Source organism: Maribacter spongiicola (genome assembly GCF_004364165.1).
Taxonomy (GTDB): Bacteria; Bacteroidota; Bacteroidia; order Flavobacteriales; family Flavobacteriaceae; genus Maribacter; species Maribacter spongiicola.
On sequence record NZ_SOAY01000017.1, the window covers coordinates 17,354 to 40,321 of the forward strand.

Genomic DNA, 22,968 nt, shown 5'->3' on the forward strand with positions numbered 1-22,968 from the left:
ATCTTACCAAGTTTTAACAATACCTTAAAATATGTTGTATTATTTTTGGATAAAATATTAGTGATGAAGAATTGTATTGTTTTATTGTTTTTGGTAACGAATTTCACCTTTGCAAATGATATGTATTGGTCAAAAACTGGACATAGAGTGGTTGGTGAGATTGCCGAGCAGCATTTAAGCAAAAAGGCAAAACGTGCTATTACCGAGTTATTAGAGGGTGAAAGTTTAGCTGCGGTAGCAAATTTTGGCGATGAAATAAAATCGGATAAAGCGTATCGCAAGTTCAGTGCTTGGCATTATGTGAATATACCTTTTGGTAAAACTTATGCAGAAATCGAGAAGAACGAATATGGCGATTTGGTACAAGGGGTAAATACGTGTATTGAAATAATAAAAGACGAAAATAGTAGTAAAGAGGACAAAGCCTTCTATTTAAAATTCTTAGTTCATTTAATTGGCGATTTGCATCAACCTATGCATGTAGGTAGAGAAGAAGATAAAGGTGGTAACGATATACAATTACAATGGTTTGGTAGTGGCACCAATTTACATAGGGTGTGGGATTCTAATTTGATCGATGACAACGGAATGAGTTTTACAGAACTTTCAAACGAATATCCCGAAATGTCGAAACAGCAAATCAATTTTCTACAGGGTGGAAGTTTACTTGATTGGGTAGAAGAATCTCATTTATTGGCAGAAAAAGTATATGCCTCGGTAGAAACTGGAGAAAAATTAAGCTACCGATACAGTTATGATTGGTGGGATACCGTTGCAGACCAATTGCAAAAAGGCGGAGTTCGCCTAGCTGCAGTTTTAAACGAAACTTTTAAATAATTATCGTTTAGATATTTTATTGCCACTAATACTTCGCTGTCTAGAGCATCTAAAACGGTCCATTTCATCAGACCTTAATTTAGCATGCTTTGTAGCGCGACCTTGAACGCGTTTTCGCCACATTCTAAAACTACTCGGTTTCATTTCACGACGCATAACTTCAATAGTCTCTTGTTCGCTAATACCAAATTGAAAGGTAATGGCTTCGAATGGCGTACGGTCTTCCCATGCCATTTCAATAATACGGTCTAATTCTCTTTCTGTAAATTCTTTAATCATAGCGGTATAAAGGTACTACATGATTATACATTGTAAAGAATAGTTAAGATTTTTTTATAACTCTCTAAAAATAGAGCATCGAAAAAAGCTTCTAAATGGGTAGCTTAACACACCATATAGAAGCTTTAAATTTGAATACTATATATATATATAAGGTATAACTTTTACACCAAAACATTCTTTAGTTCATTGCGGTATTCCGACGGATTTTGACCTGTAAATGCTTTGAACGATTTATTGAAGTGAGAGAAGTTATTGAATCCGCATTCAAAACAAACTTCGGTAATACTCATTGGTTTTTCTGCCAAAAGTTTAGAGGCATGTACTAAACGATATTCGTTAACAAACTGAATATAGGTTTTATTCGTAATTTTTTTAAAGTACCTACAAAAAGAAGGTATGGTCATACTTACCATAGAAGATATCTCTTCTAGCGTCAATTCTTCTTTAAAGTTATTTTTGACATGATTGAATACGATATTAATGCGGTCATTATCTTTTACATCGGTAGTAAAAGAAAATCCTTCTGCATTCAATAATCGCATATCTTCTGAATTTCCTAATTCGTTCAATATATTAAGGATGGAAAGCAGCCTTTGAAAATCGGTCTGATACTCCAAAACTTCCATTTTATCTCCTATTTTTCGTTTTGTCTTACCAGAAAAGGCAATTCCGCCGCTAGCGCTATTAAACAAGCTCGCTATTTTCTTCATTTCAGGAAGGTTAAAGAAATCAGGCCCTAAGAATTCTAACTTCATCTGAATAACAGTTTCGCTAGTATTACCGGTTAGGGCATCTGTAAAGCCACAATGAGGTAGATTGCTACCTATTAATATAAGATCGCCGTTAGTATAGTAAGAAATATGACTACCAATTTGTCTTTTACCAGATCCTCCGTTTACATACACCAATTCAAGTTCTGGGTGGTAATGCCAAAGATTATTTTTATTCAGCCTATGTTCATCAAATTTCTGATATGTAAACGAGTGACCGAAATCTGGCTTTATGGCTTCAAATGTAGGTTTTTGCTTTACCATTGTATTTTGGGTTTATACTATAAAATTAAACATCTTGTTTTACATGTTCTTTGCAAAATTAACTAAAATATGTTGAATCTTAACTACTGGGTAGTAATGACTATGTTAAGTGGTTAAAATAGCATATAAATAGGGAAAATATGATGTAGTGAGAGCTTTATAACGGCTGTATGTTTGTAATGTAAATTATCATTAACCCTTAAATAATTTATATTATGAAAAACCTAGTAAAATTCACAACAGTTATTGCCTTTATGTTAGTTACAGTAACCAGCATGGCAAGAGAGCCGAAATTGAACCTATTATCTACAGGTAAAGCCAAGAGTGTGGTTTTGACAATGGATGCATCTATTAATGGTGTACAGGTTAAGTTAATGGATTCTGATTTAAATGTTATTTATTCAGAAAAAATGACCAAAGGTCAGTTTAGCAAGAAATTAAACCTTAAAGATTTGACAGATGGTATTTACTATCTATCTGCCGATGATAATATGACAGAATATTCATATACAATTGTTTTAGATAACAATGATGTGAAAATCGTAGCAGCTGATGAAGAGATCAAGCCTTTCTTTAGAAAGACCAATAGCATGATCTTCATGAACTATTTGAACTTAGATAAATCAGATTTGTCTATCAAGATTTACGATACTGAAAGTAGAACAGTATTTACACAAGAAGTAACAGATGAAATGATTGTTGAGAAAGCATTTAATTTCGCAGATGCTTTTCCAGGAACGTACACGGTAACCGTGAAGTCTGCTGGTAAAACATATACTGAAGAGTTTGTTGTTAATTAAGTTGATTTAAGTTGATTTTAAGAAGGGGACGGGAGCGTCCCCTTTTTGTTTTCTATACTTTCAAATACATGAAAGCCCAATACATTAATGCAAACTGTATTGGCAACCTTAATAGTAACAACCATTTAGGAAAACCTGCACTTGCCTTTTCGCTAGACAACATGTAAAAGTGTACTAATAAGAATACCGCTAGCATGGCAATAATACCATAAATGGAAAGGTTTTTTGTCTCTTTAAAAAACAGTCCAATACCTAATATAATCTCAGCCACACCACTTAGTAGAACCAAAGGTTTGTGAAAAGGAAGGTAGCGAGGCATAATTCTAAGATATACCTTAGGTTTAATAAAATGCATAATGCCCGCAAAAATGTAGATTGCGCCCATTAGATATAAATGCCACGGATAAGTCATAAGTATTCTTTTATCTAATTACGCTTTGGTATTCGCCGCGATCCAATTCATTATTTTTTCTTCAAGTAACGCTAATGGTACACAACCAACTTCTAGCACCTTTTCGTGAAAAACTTTAATATCAAAATCTTTACCAAGGTTAGCTTCAGCTTTAGCACGAAGATCCATGATTTTTAGTTGACCAATTTTATAGGATAATGCCTGACCGGGATTAGCCATATAGCGTTCGATTTCTGCGGTGATACCAGCTTCAGATTCTGCTTCATTATCTAAAGAATACTGAATAGCTTTTTCTCTAGACCAACCTTTAGAATGTAAACCTGTATCTACGACCAAACGAACGGCACGGTGCATTTCAGCACCAAGCATTCCAAAATATTGATATGGATCTGTGTATAGACCTAACTCCTTGCCTAAAGACTCTGTGTACAAAGCCCAACCTTCGCCATAGGCACTATACCATAGTGTCTTTCTAAATTCTGGTAAATCTTCATTTTCTTGAGTAAGCGAAACTTGAAAGTGGTGGCCAGGTATTGCTTCATGTAAGAATAAATCTTCATCAGAATACGTGTTATAAGAAGTTACATCAGGTATTGGAACATAAAATATACCAGGTCTGGTACCGTCTAAAGAGCCAGGGTTATATTCCGCGCTTGCAGAAGCCTCTCTAAAAGCCTCTGTACGTCTCACCTCAAAAGGCGTTTTTGGCTGTTTGCTGAATAATGCATTTACCTTTGGCATCATTCTTTTATGAATAGCGTTGAAATTATCGACTACCTCTTGTGGATCCTTAAAAGGCATCAATTCTTTTTTTGTTCGTACTTCATTAAAGAACGCTTTTAGGTCACCTTTAAATCCGACCTGTTTTTTAACAGCTTCCATTTCGGCACTAATTCTAGCCACTTCTTTTAATCCTATTTCATGAATCTCTGAAGCCGTCATATTTGTTGTGGTATACAACTTAATTTGATGATCATAATATGCATCGCCATTTGGTATTCCTTGTATACCACTAGTTTCTCTACCTGCATTTAAATATTCGGTAGCCATAAAATCATACAATTCTTTATATGCCGGAATAATTTTATTGGTAATAACAGCTGTGTAAACTTCAGTTAATTTTTGCTTATCCGAATCAGAAAAATCGGCAGGGAAGTTTTTAATGGGACTATAGAATAAGTTTTCTTCAAGTTCAATTTTAGCAACACTTGCCAGTTGCGGTAATACTTTTTTGATTAGAGATTTAGGTAATACATTTTTAGCCTTAATACCCGCTTCCATTTTTGATTTAGCGGAGTGCAACCAAACTTCATAATCTTCTAAACGCTTGCTCCAGTTTATATAATCATCGGTCGTCTTAAAAGGTTGTGCACTAGTGCCACCAGCTAACTGCCCCATCATTAAATTCATAGACCACATTTGATCTATCGGCGTATACTGCTCAAAAGCGAGTCCCTCTAAATTGACTTCGCATTCCCATTTTAAAATAGCTCTAGACATGAGCTCACTTTCAGAAAGTTGTGCATTGTCAAACTTCTCTGCTTTTTCTAAATAGGTTTCATAGTAGTTGAACAGTCTTTTCTTGTAATTATCAGAAAGAAAATTTGGTAGTGTGTCGTTGTATATATTATTTCCTTGAAAAGTAGCATTTAACGGATTCAGTTTTAATCCGTCATCATAATAATGCGCCAATAGGGTCATGAAACCAATATTGTGAACAGTTGGGTTGGTTGTAACCTCTGCGTTCGTCGTTAGTTGAGCCTGAGTATGCAGCCCAGCAGTTAGGGCAAGTAGTATAATTAGCTTTTTCATTAAATTAAGAATTATAATTAAGATAGGTATTTCTTGAATCTGTCCTTTTTGTATTGCGGTACAGCTTCGTTGGTCATGAACAGTTCAAGCAAATCTTTAGATTTTTCTTTTGCGAACATCAATTCATAAAATTGTTGAGACGTAAATGTGTTTTCAGATTGCTCAACTAATATCATTTCATCACCAGCAGATACAAGACCTTCTTCTAGTATTTTTACGTAGGTGCCTGGGTGATTATGGGTAATAAATTCTTTAAGTATTTTTTGCGTTTCAAAACGCACGCCTAGTTTATAACAAGGTTCACGTGGCTGAGAAACTTGAACGAGAGCTTTGCCTAATTTATAAATATCGCCGACGCGAATTTTAGATTCATCAAGACCTTCTACGGTAAGGTTTTCACCGAACATGCCCCAATCCCATTTTAAATCTGGGTAAAGGTTTTTCCAATAATCATAGTAATCGGCAGAGAAAAGATAACAAGCTTTGTTGGTGCCACCATGGTGCACACGATCTATAACAGTGTCATCTTTAACGTCATTCTTAGTTAAAAATAAACTTTTAGAAGTTGGGTATTTGAAGATACCGGTTTGTTCTGTTGCGCCGTTCCATTCAAAAGTAACAGCGTCTCCTATGTTTGTTGAAATCACCTTCATATGGTGAAGATAAAAAAAGCACTAGTATTTCTAGTAAAAGGTTTATCTAAACTTTAAGTAACTATTATAAAATCGAGTAGTAAAACTGTTTATTAGCTATTTATTAAAGCTGATAATTGTTTAATCCCTATTTTATCGATGGTTCACTTTTGTCTCAATTCGAGGTTATGGAATCAAGGTGAATGCTTGAGTTTTGAATATTTGATGTTGAACTGTTTTCAGGGAAATACCAAAAGGGTATAGTGATTAGAGTATCTCTTTCAAAAACTCCTTTCTCCTTCTCATCCGGACCAATTATTCTAAGAAAGTGTTTTCCTCTTGGTAATTCATTTATATCTAATATTGTTTCAAAACCAAACTGTTCTTGTTTGTTTTTTGTCAAATTGAAATGGTTGATCTGTTTTTTTGAGTCTATTTGAACTTTAAAAATAGAATCGAATATTTTCAAATATTTAGATTGAATTTCAAGATTGTCTTCAGGTGTAACGTGAAAATTAACTACACCTGAGGCTGACTGCATATTAGATAAATGAAAGCCAAAACCCCTTTCATCTACTTCGGGTAAAAGTGTAGAATCATTTTTAAAAACAGCATCTTCCATATAATTAGTGTAGCTGATAAATATTGGTAAATAAGATTTTTCTATAATTTTAGAGGGTATAGAGGCAAAATTCACCATATCGGTATCTTTTAATAATTGGTCTTCATAGTTTTCTTTACCTGTAAATTGTTGCGAAGTATTTTGGTCATGATCAAGATAATTGGATCGTAACGTACTAAAACCGGACGAAAAAAAAGTAACAACAAAATAAGTGGGTACCATTAAAATACCGATCCAACGTGCTTTTTTTTGATCTAAGAAATTATATACTAAGGGTCTGTATAAAAACGAAAGTGTAATGTAGCTAAATACCCTATAAATAGGATAGTATATTATTGATGTCCATTTGTACTTTTTTAAAAAACCAGCGCCTAGAAAATCAATCACTAAAATAATAATGCAAGTGATGTATAAAGTGTTATAGATGGTTTCAACAGTGGTATGTAAAGAAACAGAGATTACTTCTAAACCTTCTAAATAATACACGCTTAGAGCATAAAAACCGATTACAGTAAAAAATGAAATCAAATAGAAAATCATTAAGAAAGCTAAGGCAAATAAGGTGCTACAAATATTCTCAAGCTTAGAAATATAATGGTCAAACGAACCTACTTTGTCTTTTAAGAAAGATGTAAATTTTTCAGAGTAGTTTAAATTTTTATAATCAATATCTCCAGATACATATCTTAATCCTATAGCTCCAATCCATAAGCCTCTTATGACAACGTGGGTTAACAATACACATATTAAAATGAGCATACTAGTTAAAAGTATGCTTAACATAAAACTAGTAAAACCTTCCTCTTTTTGAACAGATTTTAATAATCCTAATTCTATAGAATCATATCCAGCTATTAACCCATAAATGGCAAACCCAGATATAATAAGTTCTAGTTGCCAGCTTTCTTGCTGTAGGTTATCCAGTAGTTTTTTAAATTTATTACTACGGTAGTCGTTCTTCATTTGGTCAATGGTTTATCAACTGAAAGATAACAACATTTAACAAAAAAGCCACTACAAAAAATGTGTGGCTTTTTTAAGAATTATAGGAAATGGAACTTACTTTACCATCTCGTAGCTACGTTTAATAAACTCGGTTAAAGCTTTACCTTTAAGTAAGCCTTTAGATAACTTCGCCAAGTCTAGTGATTGATTGATCAATCGCTCTTTTTTCTTTGCAGTCTTTGTATTTAAAAACTCGCTAACCAATGGATGATTCGTATTAACGATTAGGTTGTACATCTCTGGCATGGCACCCATACCGAACATACCACCGCCACCGCCGGTTTGTTGCATTTCTTTCATACGACGCATAAACTCAGGCTCAGTAATCGTGAACGGAGAAGAATCGCTATCCATAGCTTCTAATTGAACCGTAAAGCTTTTATCTGTAATTGCTTCTTCCAATTCTTTCTTCAAAGTCTCTTTTTCTTCTTCAGATAATTTAGAGATTTGAGTTTCTTCTTTCTGAATCAGTTTGTCAATATGGTCAGCATCTACACGAGCAAAAGAAATATTCTCTTTAGAGCTTTCTAGCTTCTGCATTAAGTGACCGATAATTGGCGAATCTAATAACAGCACTTCGTAACCTTTTCCCTTCGCAGTTTCAATGTAACTGTGTTGTGCTTCTTTGTCAGATGCGTAAAGAATAACTGTTTTTCCGTCTTTGTCTGTCTGTGTATCTTTTATTTTCTCTTGTAACTCATCAAACGTAAAGTAAGAACCATCTACTGTTGGGTAAAGGGCAAACTTGTCTGCTTTGTCAAAGAATTTATCTTCAGAAAGCATTCCGTATTCAATAACGATTTTAATATCGTTCCACTTTGCTTCAAACTCGGCACGATCATTTTTGAACAACGAGTTCATTTTATCAGCCACCTTTCTAGTGATATAAGAAGATATTTTCTTAACGGCACCATCAGCCTGTAAATATGAACGAGAAACGTTTAATGGAATATCTGGAGAATCGATAACACCGCGTAACATGGTCAAGAATTCGGGTACAATACCTTCTACATTATCGGTAACGAATACCTGGTTTTGGTATAATTGAATTCTATCTTTTTGCTGATTTAAATCGTTAGAAAGTTTTGGGAAATATAGAATACCCGTAAGGTTAAAAGGATAATCTACATTTAAGTGAATATTGAACAAAGGCTCTTCAAATTGCATTGGGTAAAGCTCTCTGTAAAAACTCTTATAGTCTTCTGGCTTTAAGTCTGCAGGTAGCTTTGTCCATGCTGGGTTAGGGTTGTTCACAATATTGTCAACCTCTTGCGTTGGCGCAGGATCTTCTTCTTTTGCACCTTCAGGTTTAGGTAAGGTTTCAGTTCTCATTCCGAATTTGATCGGAATCGGCATAAACTTGTTATACTTACTAAGTAAGCTTTCTATTTTACCATTTTCTAAAAACTCGGTAGAATCATCTGCAATATGAAGAATGATTTCTGTACCGCGAGTTTCTTTCTCAGCTGGTTCCATAATAAACTCAGGCGAACCGTCACAAGACCATTGCACGGCAGGCTCATCTTTATAACTCTTGGTAATAATCTCTACCTTATGGGCAACCATAAAAGCAGAATAGAATCCAAGTCCAAAATGACCTATAATTCCAGAATCTTTTGCAGAGTCTTCATATTTATTCAAAAACTCTTCGGCACCAGAAAACGCCACTTCATTAATATACTTTTTAACTTCTTCTTCTGTCATACCAAGACCTTGGTCAATAACGTGAAGTTTTTTTCCTTCTTTATCGATTTTAACCTCTATAATCGGGTTGCCATATTCAACCTTTGCCTCGCCAATTGTGGTCAAGTGCTTCATTTTTAAGGTTGCATCTGTTGCATTCGAAATTAACTCTCTTAGAAAAATTTCGTGATCACTATACAAGAACTTCTTGATCAGTGGAAAAATGTTGTCTACGGACACATTAATTTTACCTGTTGCCATTTTTTATATTTTTTATGCCACAGTTAGTGCGGCCATTATTAATAATGATTGTTCGTTGAGATTGGTCAAAAAAAATACCACAATAGCTTATTATGACAAACTGACAGTTTGCTGCCTTTAAAAGTTTAACATATTTTTTTGTTTATGAAATATTGAAAAAAGTTAAACATAATGTATATTTGTAATGTGATTATGAAAAAGTGCTATGAAAAAGAATTTTAAGCATAATCACATGTTGATTATTTATTGGTTAGGTTGTTTTGAAAACGTGCTATTTTTTAATAGCACGTTTTTGCTAAATAAAAGCTAATGTTTTATGAAAACGGCTAACTATTAAATTTGCATCGTACCTTATATAAAAAAATTCGATATGCCTACAAAAGCTAAAAAAGTAACAAAAGAGACAATTATAACCATGTTTATGGACTACGTTTTAGAAAATGAACATGTGCCAAAAACAGTCTATAAGTTTTGTAAAGTAAACGCTATTGAAGAATCAGACTTTTATCTTCATTTTGGTTCCATAGATTCTGTTAAAAAAGGGATTTGGGATACTTTTTATATGAATACGATTAGTGTGATCGAGAAAAATAAAGATTATCAAAATTTTACCAATAGAGATAAGATGCTTACGTTTTTCTACACGTTTTTCGAAGTACTGACACTAAATAGAAGTTACGTCTTATTTATAATGGAAAATGCTTCTGGTTCATTTAAGAATATGGAGCAGTTAAAAGGACTTAGAAAAAACATTAAGGAGTTCTCTAAGGGCTTGATTGCAGATGGTAATGCGAGCAAGAATTTCAAAATTACGAAACACAATCCCCAATTGTTTTCAGAAGGGGCATGGTTACAAACTATGTTTTTAATGAATTTTTGGAAATCGGATGACTCTGCGGCTTTTGAAAAAACAGATGTTGCTATTGAAAAATCTGTAAACACTATTTTCGATGTGTTCGATAACACACCACTAGAGAATATTCTTGATTTTGGGAAATTTCTTTACAAAGAAACCTTTGCCTAATCTAACCCATACGATTTGAAAACACTTGATAAAATACCTACCGGAAAAATAGAGCGTGCAAGCAAGCTGGTGAAAACCGGAGCTAAGATTGGTGGTAATTATGCCAAGTATTTAGGTAAAAAAATCATAAATCCGGACACGACTAAAGACGAATTAAATGAAGATAATGCCGCAGATATATATGACGGATTAAAATCTTTAAAGGGTAGTGCGCTTAAAGTTGCCCAAATGCTAAGCATGGAAAAAAATCTACTGCCAAATGCATATGTAGAGAAGTTTTCTTTGTCTCAGTTTTCAGTTCCCCCTTTATCTGCGCCATTAGTTAGAAAAACATTTAAAAAGTATTTAGACAAATACCCAGAAGAGGTTTTTGACACTTTTGATAAAGATTCTATAAACGCTGCCAGTATAGGACAAGTACATAAAGCTACCAAAGACGGAAAAAATTTGGCGGTAAAAATTCAGTACCCAGGCGTAGCGCAAAGTATAAGTAGTGATTTGGCGATTGTGAAGCCTATTGCAATTCGCATGTTCAATCTTAAAGGTAAAGATTCAGACAAATATTTTAAGGAAGTTGAAAATAAACTGGTCGAAGAGACAGATTATATATTAGAAGTAGCACAAAGTAAAGAGATAACCGAGGCATGTTCGATAATACCTAATATTATTTTTCCTAAATATTATAACGAACTATCAAGTTCACGTATTATTACGATGGACTGGATGACAGGTAAACACTTAAGTGAGTTTACAAAAACGGGCTTCTCTCAAGCTACTGGCGATAAATTAGGTCAAGCCCTTTGGGATTTTTACATGTTTCAAATTCACGGTTTACGAAAAGTACATGCAGATCCACATCCTGGCAATTTCTTGGTGAATGAAAATGATGAGCTTATTGCTATTGACTTTGGTTGTATTAAAGAAGTGCCAGACTCTTTCTACGTACCGTATTTTGAATTGGCACGACCAGAGGTGATTTCAAATGATGAGAAGTTTACCGAAAAGTTATATGAACTTGAAATTCTTATGCCTACTGATTCGCCAGACGAAATATTATTTTTCAAATCTATATTTCATCAGTTGTTAAGTTTATTTACATCACCATTTCATAATGAAGATTTTGATTTTGGCGACGAGGTATTTTGGGGTAAAATTGCAGCATTAGGTGAACAGTTTTCTTCTGATAAGCAAATAAGAAAAATGAATGGTAATAGAGGTTCAAAGCACTTTTTGTATATGAACCGTACCTTCTTTGGTCTTTATAATCTACTACATGATTTAAAGGCTAATATTAAAGTGAATGACTTCAAGAAATATTTGAGCTAATTATACTACTCTCATATTGATAGTAGATGATTGTTATATTTTCAAATAGAATTCTTAATAGTTGTTTATATTGCAACACTAATTCTACCTGAGCTTTATCAGGATTAAAATATTACTATGTATAATTCAAAAATAATTGGCTTAGGTCATTATGTACCTGATAACGTAGTGACAAACGATGATTTGTCAAAGGTGATGGAAACAAATGATGCCTGGATCCAAGAGCGTACTGGCATAAAAGAAAGAAGACATGTAGTTAAGGGTGATGGCGACACCACCACAACTATGGGTGTAAAAGCAGCGAAAATTGCAATTGAAAGAGCGGGTATCGATAAAGACGATATCGATTTTATCGTCTTCGCTACTTTGAGTCCCGATTATTATTTCCCTGGTCCAGGTGTATTGGTTCAAAGAGATTTAGGTATTAAAACCGTTGGTGCGTTAGATGTACGTAACCAATGTTCTGGCTTTGTGTATGCCATCTCTATTGCTGATCAGTATATAAAAACGGGTATGTATAAAAATGTACTTGTTATAGGTTCAGAACTTCACTCTCATGGGTTAGATATGACTACCCGTGGTAGGGGAGTTTCTGTAATTTTTGGTGATGGTGCCGGTGCGGCAGTTTTAACAAGAGAAGAAGATAACACTAAAGGTATATTATCGACTCATTTACATTCAGAAGGTCAGTATGCAGAAGAACTTTCTTTAATTGCACCTGGTATGGGTAATAGATGGGTAACCGATATCATTGAAGATAGCGATCCTAATGACGAATCTTACTATCCGCATATGAACGGTCAATTTGTATTTAAAAATGCAGTTGTTCGTTTTAGTGAAGTTATTGTAGAAGGTTTGGAGAAAAATAAATTGAATGCCACCGATATTGATTTATTGGTACCGCATCAAGCCAATTTGAGAATATCTCAATTTATTCAAAAGAAATTTCAGTTAAGTGATGACCAGGTTTTCAATAATATTATGAAATATGGTAACACAACAGCTGCATCTATTCCGATAGCGCTTACAGAGGCATGGGAAGAAGGTAAAGTGAAAAGTGGAGACTTAGTAGTTTTAGCTGCATTTGGTAGTGGTTTTACCTGGGGCAGTGTCATCATAAGATGGTAATAATAAAGCACCCATAGTATTAGCTATGGGTGCTATATAGTTTTACTCAATAAGAAAAAACCAACCAATCTTCTTTATTAAATATCCCTATATACAGTAACAGACGCAATAAAGGTTCTATTGTTACTAGAAATAGGTAATTATCTCATTTTCAATATAATTTAGATATTTAGGTAAGTTTAGAAAAGCTTTGAAAAGAAGAAACCCGAACATTCCAAAATGAATTGGAAGCCGGGCTTCAAATGCTGATAGGCTATACTAAACACTAACCATTAACTATAAACATATAGCGTTACCAACAAAATCTTTATACTCGTAGAGTATTTAACTTTACTAATAGACGAAATATTGCCTAATTAGTTACAGAATTTATATTATTTAACATTAATTTATCATGAAAAAGACCCTAGTATTCGGAGCCTCCTTAAAACCAAATCGATATAGCAATTTAGCGATACATAGACTGGTTGATTCGGGGGTTGAAACCTTAGCTTATGGATTAAGAGAAGGTGAGGTTTCAGGAGTCACTATCAGCAATAATTTAGACAAAATTAGTGATATTCATACAATTACCCTATATATAAATCCAAAAAGACAAGAAGAATATTATAATAATATAATTTCTTTGGCTCCGAAAAGGGTGATTTTTAATCCTGGCACAGAAAATCCAGAGTTCTATAAGCTATTGGAAAATAACGATATAGAGGTGGATGTTGCCTGTACATTGGTGTTATTGGGTACTGGTCAATATTAGGCGATATCGCTAATGTTAGCGGTTGTCTTTTTTTTACGAATGAGCCATAATCCGACAAAGGTTAATAGACCATTCATCGGTAAAAGTTCATAACCGAAAATATAACCACCAAAATAGTCACTTGGCAACTTTGCTAAAATTAGAATTATCGACACACAAACTAGCGCAACGATCCATACATAATTATCTTTTATTTGATGTTTTGTGAAAATTCCGAAAGAGAATAATCCCAATAATGGACCATACGTGTATGAAGCAACGGTTAATAATCCGTCAATTACATTTTTATCCAATATATATTTAAAAGAGATGACCACTAGAATTAATAAGACGCTCATGCCAATGTGTGTTATTCTACGTGTCTTTTTTGCTATATATTCAGATTTCTTCTCGGTATTAAGAAAATCGATGCAGAATGATGTAGTTAACGAGGTAAGTGCACTGTCTGCACTACTATAGGCTGCCGCGATTAAACCGAGCATAAACGTAACGGCAACTGTTATACCTAAGCCACTGTTTAATGCTATTTCTGGAAATAGTAGGTCAGACTTCGGTGATCCGTCCATAAGTGGTAGTGCTATATTGTGTGCATCTGCATAAATAAATAGCAAGGCACCGAGAAGCATAAACACAAAAGTGACTACTACTAGTACAATACTAAAACTGACCATATTTTTTTGAGCTTCACCTAGATTTCTACACGTTAGGTTTTTTTGCATCATATCTTGATCAAGTCCAGTCATACAAATGGTAATGAACATTCCGCCTAAAAATGATTTTACCAAATGGTTTTTAGAAGAAAGGTCATCTGTAAAAAAGGTCTTGCTATACTGTCCTAATTCTTTAGAGTTTATAAACTCTATGAATGTCCAGTTCATTTTATCCAATATAAAATACATCGATAGCCCTACAGATACCAGCATGAATAGGGTTTGTAAGGTATCCGTCCAAACAATAGTTTTTATTCCGCCTTTAAAAGTGTAAATCCAAATTAGTAAGATGGACAGAATTACAGTGATTTCAAAAGGAACGTTCCAAGCATCGAATACGAATTGCTGTAAAACGATAGCCACTAGAAAAAGGCGAAATGCAGCACCAAGAACTCTAGAGATGAAAAATGAAATAGCGCCCACTTTATAACTTACAAAACCAAAGCGATCATCTAAATACTGGTAAATTGAAGTAACATTTTGTTTGTAATAAATAGGAAGAAGTACAAAAGCGGTAACCATATAACCTAAAAAGTACCCAAAAACAACCTGCATGTAGCTGAACTGAGAAGCATCGACCCAACCCGGTACAGAAATAAAGGTTACTCCAGATAATGATGCGCCCACCATACCAAACGCCACTAAATACCACGGGGATTGCTTACCGGCTTTGAAGAAATCTTCGTTAGTATCATTTTTGCCCGTGAAATAGGAGATAATCAAAAGCAAAACAAAGTAACCAGAAATTAAAATTAAAATATGAGAGGCGTTCATGGTGTAAAATTTGAGCCAAATTACAAAAAGTTAGAGGAGCTAGTACGATAACTTAAAATCTTAAATTTTAAATTGAGAATACTTTAATAAGTAAATGAAAAACTAGTCGAACATTTCTTTACACATTAAAATTTGATACCTTTTACAGTATTAAATTATAAACTAAAATAATCATGCGACGAGAATTTCTTTTAAAGAACAGGGCTTTACTTCCCTTATTGATAATCATTTTATTAGTTAGTAATGTATTGATTGGTCAGGAAAGTGTAATAGCGGATAAGAAAATTAACAAAGAGGTTGGAAAGCTGTTAAAAGATAAAAGTATTAAAAGTGCTTTTGAGTTTATAGACGCAATTGAAAATGAAACGGAGAAAGACTTAATTAAGTTGACCGAAATACCTGCTCCGCCATTCATGGAAGCTAAAAGAGCAGAAGCGTTTAAAAATATGTTAGTTGAAGCAGGTTTAGAAAACGTGTCCATAGATGAGGTCGGTAATGTTATAGGAATTAAAAAAGGAACAGATGGTGGTAAGGTAGTTGTCTTAGATGCGCATTTAGATACTGTTTTTCCTGAAGGTACAGATGTAAAAGTAGAGAAGAAAGGAGATACCCTATATGCACCTGGTATAGGTGATGATACAAGAGGACTCTCTATGTTGATTGCTAATTTTAAGGCAATAAAAAAGGCTGATTTAAAAACCAAGGCAGATGTTTGGTTCGTTGGTACAGTGGGTGAAGAAGGTTTAGGAGATTTACGTGGTGTTAAGCATTTGTTTAGAGAAGGTGCGGTAAAAATAGATTCTTGGATATCAATTGATGGTGGTGCTATTTGTAGGGTTAATAATGCAGGATTGGGTTCGGTTAGATATAAAGCTTTGTTCAAAGGAAAAGGAGGTCACTCATGGGGAGCATTTGGGTTGGCAAATCCTCATCATGCGCTTGGTTTCGCAATAAAAGAATTTACAGAGAATGCAAAAGTATTTACAGATGAAGGGGCTAAAACAAGTTTTAATATAGGTAGAATGGGAGGAGGTACTTCTGTAAATTCTATTCCTTTTGAATCTTGGATGGAAGTTGATATGCGATCAGTAGATAGTGGCAGATTAAATGAGGTCGAGGCAATTTTTAAACAGTCAATGCAGACCGCTTTAGAGGAGTATAATAATACAGGTGTTGATGATGAAATATCATTAGAATTAATAAAGATTGGGGACAGACCATCTGGAGAACTCTCGTTAAAAACTCCGTTAGTTCAGCGTGCCATTAGTGCCACTAGTTCATTTGGGTATGAACCAAGTCTTACCAGAGGGTCAACAAATGGTAACATTCCAATTTCATTAGGTGTTCCGGCAATAACTATTGGTAGAGGAGGTGTAGGGGGCGGCGCACATTCGCTTCATGAATGGTGGGTTAACGAAAATGGAGCAGAAGCCATAAAATTAGCATTATTACTTACGGTGATAGAAGCTGGTCTTGACAAATAACGTTTAGAATTTTTGATGTATGGAAAACACTTCTTGGTTTAGATGGTTTCTGTGCAGTAATTATATGTTCTAGTTTTTTAAATGTTAAATAATTTTGTGAAAACAGTGAGGTATGCTTTTCAAGTTTAGTTGTAAATTTATACCGAATTAAGCCTATGGATTTTTCATCAAAATTATTAGAAAACGCAGTATACGAAGTTTCGCAGTTGCCAGGTATTGGTAAGCGAACCGCATTACGTTTGGTTTTGCATTTATTGAAGCAGCCAGAACAACGTACAGAAAATCTTTCTACATCTTTAGTAGATTTGAGAAGTAAAATACAGTTTTGCGAAAATTGCCATAATATTTCAGATACCACAATATGTGAAATATGTGCCAACCCTAAAAGAGATGATGCAGTAGTATGTGTTGTAGAAGATATTAGAGATGTTATGGCTATTGAAAATACAGGTCAATTTAGAGGAAAGTATCATGTACTTGGAGGTAAAATATCACCTATGGAAGGCATTGGTCCTCAGAATTTGAAAATAGGAACCTTAGTAGATAAAGTTAAAAAAGGCGTCATAAAAGAGTTAATTTTTGCATTAAGCTCTACTATGGAAGGGGATACCACCAATTTTTATATCTATAGACAAATAGAAGGCATAGCTGTAAAAACCTCTACAATTGCCAGAGGTATAGCCGTTGGCGATGAATTAGAATATGCTGATGAGGTTACTTTAGGAAGAAGTATTTTGAATAGAGTGCCGTTTGAAGGTTCTTTTCGACAAGATTAGTTTTTTGAATTTCAAGTAAATGTCAATAAAAAGGTATTTATTTTATTATTTTTGCAAAAAATATAAACAAAACAAGCTTTAAATTATCGATATGTCAAAATTTGAATTGAAACTACCACGTATGGGAGAGAGTGTTGCAGAAGCAACATTAACGTCATGGTTAAAAGAGGTAGGTGATACGATTGAAATGGACGAGGCCATTTTTGAAATTGCTACAGATAAAGTTGATAGTGAGGTGCCGAGCGAGGTAGATGGCATTTTAATTGAAAAATGTTTCAATATTGATGATATTGTCAAAGTGGGGCAAACCGTGGCCATCATACAAGTTGGTGATGATGAAGATGTACCAGATGTTTCGAATACGGTCAATGAGGTAGAGGAGCAAGCACCAGAGCCAGTTCTTGAAGAAATGGTTGCTGTAGCTGAATCGGCTGTAGTTCAAGCTAGGGCAGAAACTTCAACAGTTCATTTAAGTGGGGCCTCTGATCGTTTTTATTCTCCGTTAGTTAAAAACATAGCTAAAGAAGAGGGTATTTCTTTCGATGTATTAGAAACTATACCTGGCACAGGTAAAGATGGTAGGGTTACCAAAGATGATATATTGAGCTTCGTTAAAACGGGAGTTACCAAGCCGGTAGAACAAGTTGGGACACCTGTTAAAGTAGATGTGCAAGATAGCGTACCTGCTTCGCCGGTTGCTAAAGCAGATACACCTTCGCCCGAAAAACCTAAAATGCCAATATCTAGTGGCGATGAGGTTATACCAATGTCACGAATGGGCAAATTGATTGCTAAGCATATGACAGATAGTGTTTCTACATCTGCACATGTTCAAAGTTTTATAGAGGTTGATGTCACCAATATCGTTAATTGGCGTAACAAACTAAAAGACGCGTTCTTTAAAAGAGAAGGTGAAAAACTTACTTTTACTCCAATTTTTATGGAGGCGGTGGCTAAGGCTTTAAAGAAATATCCAATGATGAATGTTTCCGTAGACGGCGATACCGTAATTAAAAAGAAGAATATTAATATAGGTATGGCGGCTGCATTGCCAGATGGTAATTTAATAGTTCCTGTTATCAAAAATGCAGATCAACTTAATTTGGTGGGCATGGCCAAAGTTATAAACGACTTGGCAAATCGTTCAAGAAATAACGCTTTAAAGCCAGATGAAGTTCAGGGTGGAACGTATACCGTTACTAATGTAGGTACATTTGGTAGTGTATTTGGTACACCGATTATTAATCAGCCACAAGTAGGTATTTTGGCGTTAGGTGCTATAAGAAAAATACCGTCAGTAATTGAGACACCTGAAGGAGATTTTATTGGTATTCGTAGTAAAATGTATTTATCGCATAGTTATGATCATAGAGTTGTAAATGGTGCTTTAGGTAGTATGTTCGCAAAAGCTGTAGCCGACTATCTTGAAGGGTGGGATGTAAACCGAGAAATTTAGATGTATAAAAAACAATAGTTAAAAGTTCGACGATATACCATGTATTGTCGGACTTTTTTTGTCTACTATATTGGTTTTTAAATCTTTGAAAAGTAATTTAATGATGTTTTGATATATTTAGTTGTATTAAATTTTTTGAAAGCATTTTAGATTTTTATTTCGAGGTAAAAAATTAATAGCGAGTAATTATATGTGTCTAAAAAACGAAAGGGTATCTTTGTTAAAAGTAGAAAACCTATGGAATTAAAGCTTACCAGACCCATTTGCTTCTTTGATTTAGAGACAACTGGGGTCAATGTAGCAAAAGATCGTATTGTAGAAATTGCGATACTAAAGGTATACCCTAACGGAAACAAAGAAAGTAAAACTTGGCTTGTTAATCCTGAAATGGTAATACCGGAAGAGGTAATTGCCGTTCATGGTATTACGAATGAAAAGGTTGCCAACGAACCAACTTTTAAAGAACTTTCCAAAGAAATTTATAAGATTATAAAGGATAGTGATTTAGGCGGATTCAATTCCGATCGATTCGATATTCCCTTATTGGCAGAAGAATTATTACGTGCAGATATCGATTTCGATATGAAAAATACGGTATCTGTAGATGTACAGACCATTTTTCATAAGATGGAAAAACGTACGTTAGAAGCAGCTTATAAATTCTATTGTGATAAAGATTTAACCGATGCGCATAGTGCAGCGGCAGATACCAATGCTACGTATGAAGTATTGCTTTCTCAATTAGATAGATACCCAGATCTTGAAAATAATGTCAAAAAACTTTCGGAATTCTCAAGAAGAAAGCAATCGGTAGATTTCGCAGGTTTTATAGCTATGGATGAAGAAGGGGAAGAAGTATTCTCTTTTGGTAAGCATAAAGGCAAAAAGGTTCATGCCGTTTTAGAAAATGAACCAGGGTATTTCGGGTGGATGTTAAATGCCGATTTTCCATTGTACACAAAAAAAATTCTTACTCAAATTAAATTGAGCAAACTCAATAATAAATTAGGGTAAAAAATGCGTATTTTTTTAGTAGTATTTCTTTTGATGATGGGCTTAAGTCATGCGCAAGAAGTTTTGGTTGAAGGTTATGTATATGATAATAAAACAAAAATGGCTGTACCGTATGCCAATATTAGTTTTTTAAAGACCTTAAAAGGAACTTCAAGTGATGAAGATGGGTATTTTTATATCGATGTTCCCAAAGATTATCTAGAGCGAGATGTGCATGTATCAGCGTTAGGTTTTAAAGATACTATTATGCCGGCGAGGGTTATTAAAGAGAAAAAGAAGATATATATGCAAGAGGAAACTTTTGAGCTTGAAGAGGTGGTCGTTGTTCAGAGCTTAGGAGATTCGCAGGTATTGAATCCAGTTAGTTCATATAGTATTAAAAGTGGTTTTTCGTCAGCAGAGACTCCATGGGTATTGGCGTTATACTTCCCAAATATTGGCGCTGCCAAAAAGTATTTAGAGAAAATTACTATACACGTTCAGCAAAATAGTCAGTTTAAGAGAGAGTCGTCAAAATTTAGACTTCGTTTGTATGATGTAGATAAAGAGACACGTAAACCAAGTAATGATATCATTCGAAAAAGTATCATTTTAGAAAGTTCAAAAACAGAAGATTATGTTTCTATTGACTTATCGAGCATGAACATTAGAATACCTGACGAAGGTATATATGTGGGGTTAGAATGGATATTTCTTCCGTATAACTGGTACAAAAATACCTATAAGCATCCTATTACGAATAAGAACGTCGTAGAAGACCGTTTTGCGCCTACATTTGCTGCAGTTTATCAAAAAAACCAGAATTTTAAAACGATGGTTTATGGTATGGGCGAATGGACAGATTTTGCAATAAAAGCACCAGGTAATAATGAGAATTTGATACCTGCTATAAGTCTTAAATTTTCAAAGAAAAGATAAAAAAAGTATGAAGATTATATGTATTGGCAGAAATTACACTGCACATATCGATGAGCTTAAGAACGAAAGACCTGAAGAGCCGGTGGTTTTTATAAAACCAGATTCTTCGGTTTTGCCAAAACAGCAAGATTTCTATATTCCCGAATTCTCAAATGATGTACATTATGAAGTTGAGGTTTTGGTAAAAATCAAAAAAGTAGGTAAGCATATTAGCAAAGAATTTGCACCAACCTATTATGATGAGATAGGTCTGGGAATAGATTTTACAGCAAGAGATCTACAGTCTAAATTAAAAGAAAAGGGTCTACCTTGGGAGAAAGCCAAAGGTTTTGATGGTGCCGCCGTAATAGGCGAGTGGTTGCCAAAGACTGATTTTAAAGATGTAAATAATCTCAATTTTAAGCTGTTAAAGAACGATGAGGTTGTTCAAGAAGGCAATACCAGTTTTATGCTTTGGAAGATAGATGAAATAATCGCCTATGTTTCAACGTTCTTTATGTTGAAAAAAGGAGATATTATCTTTACTGGAACACCTGCCGGTGTTGGCAAGATAAGTCCAAATGACTATCTTACAGGTAGTTTAGAAAATAGAGAGCTTTTTACCTTAAAAATTAAATAATGATTTATAACCTGGATAAGATTAATGAGATGGCAGAAGGTGATCAGGATTTTATAAATTCTGTTATAGCTGTTTTTTTGGAAGAGGTACCTGAAGATTTAGAAGCTTTAGAAAAAGCCCTGCAAGAAAAAGATCATGATCAAGTATATAAACTTGCGCATAAGATTAAGCCAAATGTAGATTTACTCGGAATGGAGCAAACCCGCGCCATAGCCTTAGAGCTAGAAACTTTGGGTAAGCAAGAGGCTAATATGGCAGAGATAGAGAAAAGATTTCCATTGCTAAAGACTGATATCAAACAGGTTGTAGCAGAGTTAAAAAACGACTTTCACTTATAATGCTAGCTGAAATAATTACCATTGGCGATGAAATTCTCATCGGTCAAGTTATTGATACCAACTCCGCATTTATAAGTAAAGAGCTGAATAAAATTGGTATTTCGGTATATCAGATTACTTCGATACAAGATGAGCGTGAACATATCTTAAAGGCTTTTAAAGATGCATCAGAACGTGTAGATGTTGTTTTAATTACAGGTGGTCTGGGACCGACGAAAGATGATATTACCAAACACACACTGTGCGAATTTTTCAATGACGAACTTATTGAGAATGCAGAAGTATTAACACATGTAGAAGAACTGTTTGCTAAATACATAAGCAACACCCCAATATCAGATATTAATAGAATGCAGGCTTTGGTACCAAGTAAGGCCGAGGTTTTGCATAATGCGAACGGTACTGCACCTGGTATGTTGATCAGACAAAATGGAGTAACATTTGTTTCAATGCCTGGCGTGCCTTTTGAGATGAAGTACTTAATGACGGAATCTGTAATTCCTAAATTGGCAGCTTATTATAAAAGACCGCATATTATTCATAGAACCATAATAACCTATGGTTTAGGTGAAAGTGCAATTGCCGCTAGAATTGAAGCTTGGGAAGATAATTTACCTTCCAACATTAAATTGGCATACTTACCTAATTTGGGTAAGGTACGGTTGCGATTATCGGGTAAAGGACCTAATTATGATGAATTGGCGGCTGCCATGAATGCCGAGTCTGATAAATTACACCCTTTGATAAAAGATATTGTATACGGATTAGAAGATGATGAAAGTTTAGAAGAAATTGTCGCGAAATTATTGACAGAGAAAAATTTAACCCTGTCAACTGCCGAGAGTTTTACCGGGGGTACAATTGCGGAAAGAATAACATCGATCCCGGGTGCCTCAAACTACTTTAAAGGTACGGTGGTCAGCTATGCTACCGAAGCTAAAATAAATGTGCTTAAGGTGCCTAAAGAATTAATAGAGCAACATTCTGTAGTAAGTGCAGAAGTGGCAACAGCAATGGCAAAAGGAGCAAAAGAATTGATGAAAACCGATTTTGCGATAGCCACAACAGGTAATGCAGGACCTACAAAAGGCGATTCAAATGTCAAGGTAGGAACTGTATTTATTGCAATAGATGCACCGAAGGTGAAATTTGTACAAGAATTTCAAATGGGAAGCACCCGTGAGCGGGTTGTGGAAAAGTCTGTAAATAAGGCTTTTGAGCTGCTTCAAAAAGAAATTTTAAAAATGTGATGTTTATTGTTGTTGGA

General features: G+C 34.5%; 22 protein-coding genes. 14 read left to right on the forward strand and 8 right to left on the reverse strand.

Annotated features, from left to right (window positions below; translation table 11 throughout):
- Positions 1-63: 63 nt before the first annotated feature.
- Positions 64-837: a S1/P1 nuclease gene (locus CLV90_RS18315; RefSeq protein WP_133688964.1), complete on the forward strand. Its 774-nt coding sequence runs from the start codon at positions 64-66 to the stop codon at positions 835-837.
- Here the strand turns inward: CLV90_RS18315 and CLV90_RS18320 are convergent, their stop codons facing one another.
- Together CLV90_RS18320 and CLV90_RS18325 are read right to left on the reverse strand one after the other, a co-directional pair.
- On the reverse strand, positions 838-1,116 hold the full coding sequence (locus tag CLV90_RS18320) for a TIGR03643 family protein (protein ID WP_133688965.1): 279 nt from the start codon (positions 1,114-1,116) through the stop codon (positions 838-840).
- 164 nt (positions 1,117-1,280) lie between these two features.
- On the reverse strand, positions 1,281-2,153 hold the full coding sequence (locus CLV90_RS18325) for an AraC family transcriptional regulator (protein ID WP_133688966.1): 873 nt from the start codon (positions 2,151-2,153) through the stop codon (positions 1,281-1,283).
- A 215-nt stretch (positions 2,154-2,368) separates the two neighbouring features.
- Here CLV90_RS18325 and CLV90_RS18330 point away from each other — a divergent pair, with 215 nt between their 5' ends.
- Positions 2,369-2,953 (forward strand): hypothetical protein, encoded by a 585-nt coding sequence (locus CLV90_RS18330; RefSeq protein ID WP_133688967.1) that lies wholly within the window; start codon positions 2,369-2,371, stop codon positions 2,951-2,953.
- A gap of 52 nt (positions 2,954-3,005) precedes the next feature.
- On the opposite strand, the gene CLV90_RS18335 is transcribed toward CLV90_RS18330, so the two are convergent.
- The 5 genes from CLV90_RS18335 to htpG form a co-directional block, all read right to left on the reverse strand.
- Positions 3,006-3,365: a DoxX family protein gene (locus CLV90_RS18335; RefSeq protein WP_133688968.1), complete on the reverse strand. Its 360-nt coding sequence runs from the start codon at positions 3,363-3,365 to the stop codon at positions 3,006-3,008.
- An 18-nt stretch (positions 3,366-3,383) separates the two neighbouring features.
- Complete coding sequence (locus tag CLV90_RS18340; RefSeq protein ID WP_133688969.1) at positions 3,384-5,177, reverse strand: DUF885 domain-containing protein; 1,794 nt, start codon at positions 5,175-5,177, stop codon at positions 3,384-3,386.
- 17 nt (positions 5,178-5,194) lie between these two features.
- Positions 5,195-5,830 (reverse strand): MOSC domain-containing protein, encoded by a 636-nt coding sequence (locus tag CLV90_RS18345; protein WP_133688970.1) that lies wholly within the window; start codon positions 5,828-5,830, stop codon positions 5,195-5,197.
- Positions 5,831-5,984: 154 nt separating this feature from the next.
- Positions 5,985-7,394, reverse strand: a complete 1,410-nt coding sequence (locus CLV90_RS18350; protein ID WP_133688971.1) for a hypothetical protein — start codon at positions 7,392-7,394, stop codon at positions 5,985-5,987.
- A 96-nt stretch (positions 7,395-7,490) separates the two neighbouring features.
- Positions 7,491-9,380 (reverse strand): molecular chaperone HtpG, encoded by a 1,890-nt coding sequence (htpG, locus tag CLV90_RS18355; RefSeq protein WP_133688972.1) that lies wholly within the window; start codon positions 9,378-9,380, stop codon positions 7,491-7,493.
- Positions 9,381-9,750: 370 nt separating this feature from the next.
- On the opposite strand from htpG, the gene CLV90_RS18360 reads away from it, so the two are divergent.
- The 4 genes from CLV90_RS18360 (at position 9,751) to CLV90_RS18375 (ending at position 13,612) form a co-directional block, all read left to right on the forward strand.
- The gene (locus tag CLV90_RS18360; RefSeq protein WP_133688973.1) at positions 9,751-10,404 is read left to right on the forward strand and encodes a TetR family transcriptional regulator C-terminal domain-containing protein; all 654 of its coding nucleotides are present in this window, start codon (positions 9,751-9,753) and stop codon (positions 10,402-10,404) included.
- A gap of 15 nt (positions 10,405-10,419) precedes the next feature.
- Complete coding sequence (locus tag CLV90_RS18365) at positions 10,420-11,730, forward strand: ABC1 kinase family protein (protein ID WP_133688974.1); 1,311 nt, start codon at positions 10,420-10,422, stop codon at positions 11,728-11,730.
- Positions 11,731-11,847: 117 nt separating this feature from the next.
- Complete coding sequence (locus CLV90_RS18370) at positions 11,848-12,858, forward strand: 3-oxoacyl-ACP synthase III family protein (protein ID WP_133688975.1); 1,011 nt, start codon at positions 11,848-11,850, stop codon at positions 12,856-12,858.
- Positions 12,859-13,252: 394 nt separating this feature from the next.
- Positions 13,253-13,612 (forward strand): CoA-binding protein, encoded by a 360-nt coding sequence (locus CLV90_RS18375; RefSeq protein WP_133688976.1) that lies wholly within the window; start codon positions 13,253-13,255, stop codon positions 13,610-13,612.
- On the opposite strand, the gene CLV90_RS18380 is transcribed toward CLV90_RS18375, so the two are convergent.
- Entirely contained in the window at positions 13,609-15,096 is a 1,488-nt protein-coding gene (locus CLV90_RS18380) for a sodium:solute symporter (RefSeq protein ID WP_133688977.1), read from the reverse strand. The genes CLV90_RS18375 and CLV90_RS18380 overlap by 4 nt on opposite strands.
- A gap of 173 nt (positions 15,097-15,269) precedes the next feature.
- Between CLV90_RS18380 and CLV90_RS18385 the strand changes: the two genes are divergently transcribed.
- The 8 genes from CLV90_RS18385 to CLV90_RS18420 all read left to right on the forward strand — a co-directional run bounded on the left by CLV90_RS18385 (position 15,270) and on the right by CLV90_RS18420 (position 22,951).
- Positions 15,270-16,580: a M20/M25/M40 family metallo-hydrolase gene (locus tag CLV90_RS18385; protein ID WP_133688978.1), complete on the forward strand. Its 1,311-nt coding sequence runs from the start codon at positions 15,270-15,272 to the stop codon at positions 16,578-16,580.
- Positions 16,581-16,735: 155 nt separating this feature from the next.
- Positions 16,736-17,356, forward strand: coding sequence for a recombination mediator RecR (gene recR, locus CLV90_RS18390; RefSeq protein WP_133688979.1), 621 nt, complete (start codon positions 16,736-16,738; stop codon positions 17,354-17,356).
- Between the two features lie 91 nt (positions 17,357-17,447).
- Positions 17,448-18,812, forward strand: a complete 1,365-nt coding sequence (locus CLV90_RS18395) for a dihydrolipoamide acetyltransferase family protein (protein ID WP_133688980.1) — start codon at positions 17,448-17,450, stop codon at positions 18,810-18,812.
- Positions 18,813-19,049: 237 nt separating this feature from the next.
- Entirely contained in the window at positions 19,050-19,826 is a 777-nt protein-coding gene (locus CLV90_RS18400; protein WP_133688981.1) for a 3'-5' exonuclease, read from the forward strand.
- 3 nt (positions 19,827-19,829) lie between these two features.
- On the forward strand, positions 19,830-20,744 hold the full coding sequence (locus tag CLV90_RS18405; RefSeq protein ID WP_133688982.1) for a carboxypeptidase-like regulatory domain-containing protein: 915 nt from the start codon (positions 19,830-19,832) through the stop codon (positions 20,742-20,744).
- Positions 20,745-20,751: 7 nt separating this feature from the next.
- On the forward strand, positions 20,752-21,363 hold the full coding sequence (locus tag CLV90_RS18410) for a fumarylacetoacetate hydrolase family protein (protein ID WP_133688983.1): 612 nt from the start codon (positions 20,752-20,754) through the stop codon (positions 21,361-21,363).
- On the forward strand, positions 21,363-21,701 hold the full coding sequence (locus CLV90_RS18415) for an Hpt domain-containing protein (protein ID WP_133688984.1): 339 nt from the start codon (positions 21,363-21,365) through the stop codon (positions 21,699-21,701). The genes CLV90_RS18410 and CLV90_RS18415 overlap by 1 nt, the downstream gene beginning before the upstream one ends.
- Positions 21,701-22,951, forward strand: a complete 1,251-nt coding sequence (locus CLV90_RS18420; RefSeq protein ID WP_133688985.1) for a competence/damage-inducible protein A — start codon at positions 21,701-21,703, stop codon at positions 22,949-22,951. Before CLV90_RS18415 ends, CLV90_RS18420 begins: the two co-directional genes overlap by 1 nt.
- Positions 22,952-22,968 lie beyond the last annotated feature (17 nt).

What these genes read in the sequence shown, in the direction of transcription:
- CLV90_RS18315 (WP_133688964.1), top strand. Translation starts at nt 64, where the DNA reads ATGAAGAATTGTATTGTTTTATTGTTTTTGGTAACGAATTTCACCTTT.
- CLV90_RS18320 (WP_133688965.1), bottom strand. Translation starts at nt 1,116, where the DNA reads ATGATTAAAGAATTTACAGAAAGAGAATTAGACCGTATTATTGAAATG.
- CLV90_RS18325 (WP_133688966.1), bottom strand. Translation starts at nt 2,153, where the DNA reads ATGGTAAAGCAAAAACCTACATTTGAAGCCATAAAGCCAGATTTCGGT.
- CLV90_RS18330 (WP_133688967.1), top strand. Translation starts at nt 2,369, where the DNA reads ATGAAAAACCTAGTAAAATTCACAACAGTTATTGCCTTTATGTTAGTT.
- CLV90_RS18335 (WP_133688968.1), bottom strand. Translation starts at nt 3,365, where the DNA reads ATGACTTATCCGTGGCATTTATATCTAATGGGCGCAATCTACATTTTT.
- CLV90_RS18340 (WP_133688969.1), bottom strand. Translation starts at nt 5,177, where the DNA reads ATGAAAAAGCTAATTATACTACTTGCCCTAACTGCTGGGCTGCATACT.
- CLV90_RS18345 (WP_133688970.1), bottom strand. Translation starts at nt 5,830, where the DNA reads ATGAAGGTGATTTCAACAAACATAGGAGACGCTGTTACTTTTGAATGG.
- CLV90_RS18350 (WP_133688971.1), bottom strand. Translation starts at nt 7,394, where the DNA reads ATGAAGAACGACTACCGTAGTAATAAATTTAAAAAACTACTGGATAAC.
- htpG (WP_133688972.1), bottom strand. Translation starts at nt 9,380, where the DNA reads ATGGCAACAGGTAAAATTAATGTGTCCGTAGACAACATTTTTCCACTG.
- CLV90_RS18360 (WP_133688973.1), top strand. Translation starts at nt 9,751, where the DNA reads ATGCCTACAAAAGCTAAAAAAGTAACAAAAGAGACAATTATAACCATG.
- CLV90_RS18370 (WP_133688975.1), top strand. Translation starts at nt 11,848, where the DNA reads ATGTATAATTCAAAAATAATTGGCTTAGGTCATTATGTACCTGATAAC.
- CLV90_RS18375 (WP_133688976.1), top strand. Translation starts at nt 13,253, where the DNA reads ATGAAAAAGACCCTAGTATTCGGAGCCTCCTTAAAACCAAATCGATAT.
- CLV90_RS18380 (WP_133688977.1), bottom strand. Translation starts at nt 15,096, where the DNA reads ATGAACGCCTCTCATATTTTAATTTTAATTTCTGGTTACTTTGTTTTG.
- CLV90_RS18385 (WP_133688978.1), top strand. Translation starts at nt 15,270, where the DNA reads ATGCGACGAGAATTTCTTTTAAAGAACAGGGCTTTACTTCCCTTATTG.
- recR (WP_133688979.1), top strand. Translation starts at nt 16,736, where the DNA reads ATGGATTTTTCATCAAAATTATTAGAAAACGCAGTATACGAAGTTTCG.
- CLV90_RS18395 (WP_133688980.1), top strand. Translation starts at nt 17,448, where the DNA reads ATGTCAAAATTTGAATTGAAACTACCACGTATGGGAGAGAGTGTTGCA.
- CLV90_RS18400 (WP_133688981.1), top strand. Translation starts at nt 19,050, where the DNA reads ATGGAATTAAAGCTTACCAGACCCATTTGCTTCTTTGATTTAGAGACA.
- CLV90_RS18405 (WP_133688982.1), top strand. Translation starts at nt 19,830, where the DNA reads ATGCGTATTTTTTTAGTAGTATTTCTTTTGATGATGGGCTTAAGTCAT.
- CLV90_RS18410 (WP_133688983.1), top strand. Translation starts at nt 20,752, where the DNA reads ATGAAGATTATATGTATTGGCAGAAATTACACTGCACATATCGATGAG.
- CLV90_RS18415 (WP_133688984.1), top strand. Translation starts at nt 21,363, where the DNA reads ATGATTTATAACCTGGATAAGATTAATGAGATGGCAGAAGGTGATCAG.
- CLV90_RS18420 (WP_133688985.1), top strand. Translation starts at nt 21,701, where the DNA reads ATGCTAGCTGAAATAATTACCATTGGCGATGAAATTCTCATCGGTCAA.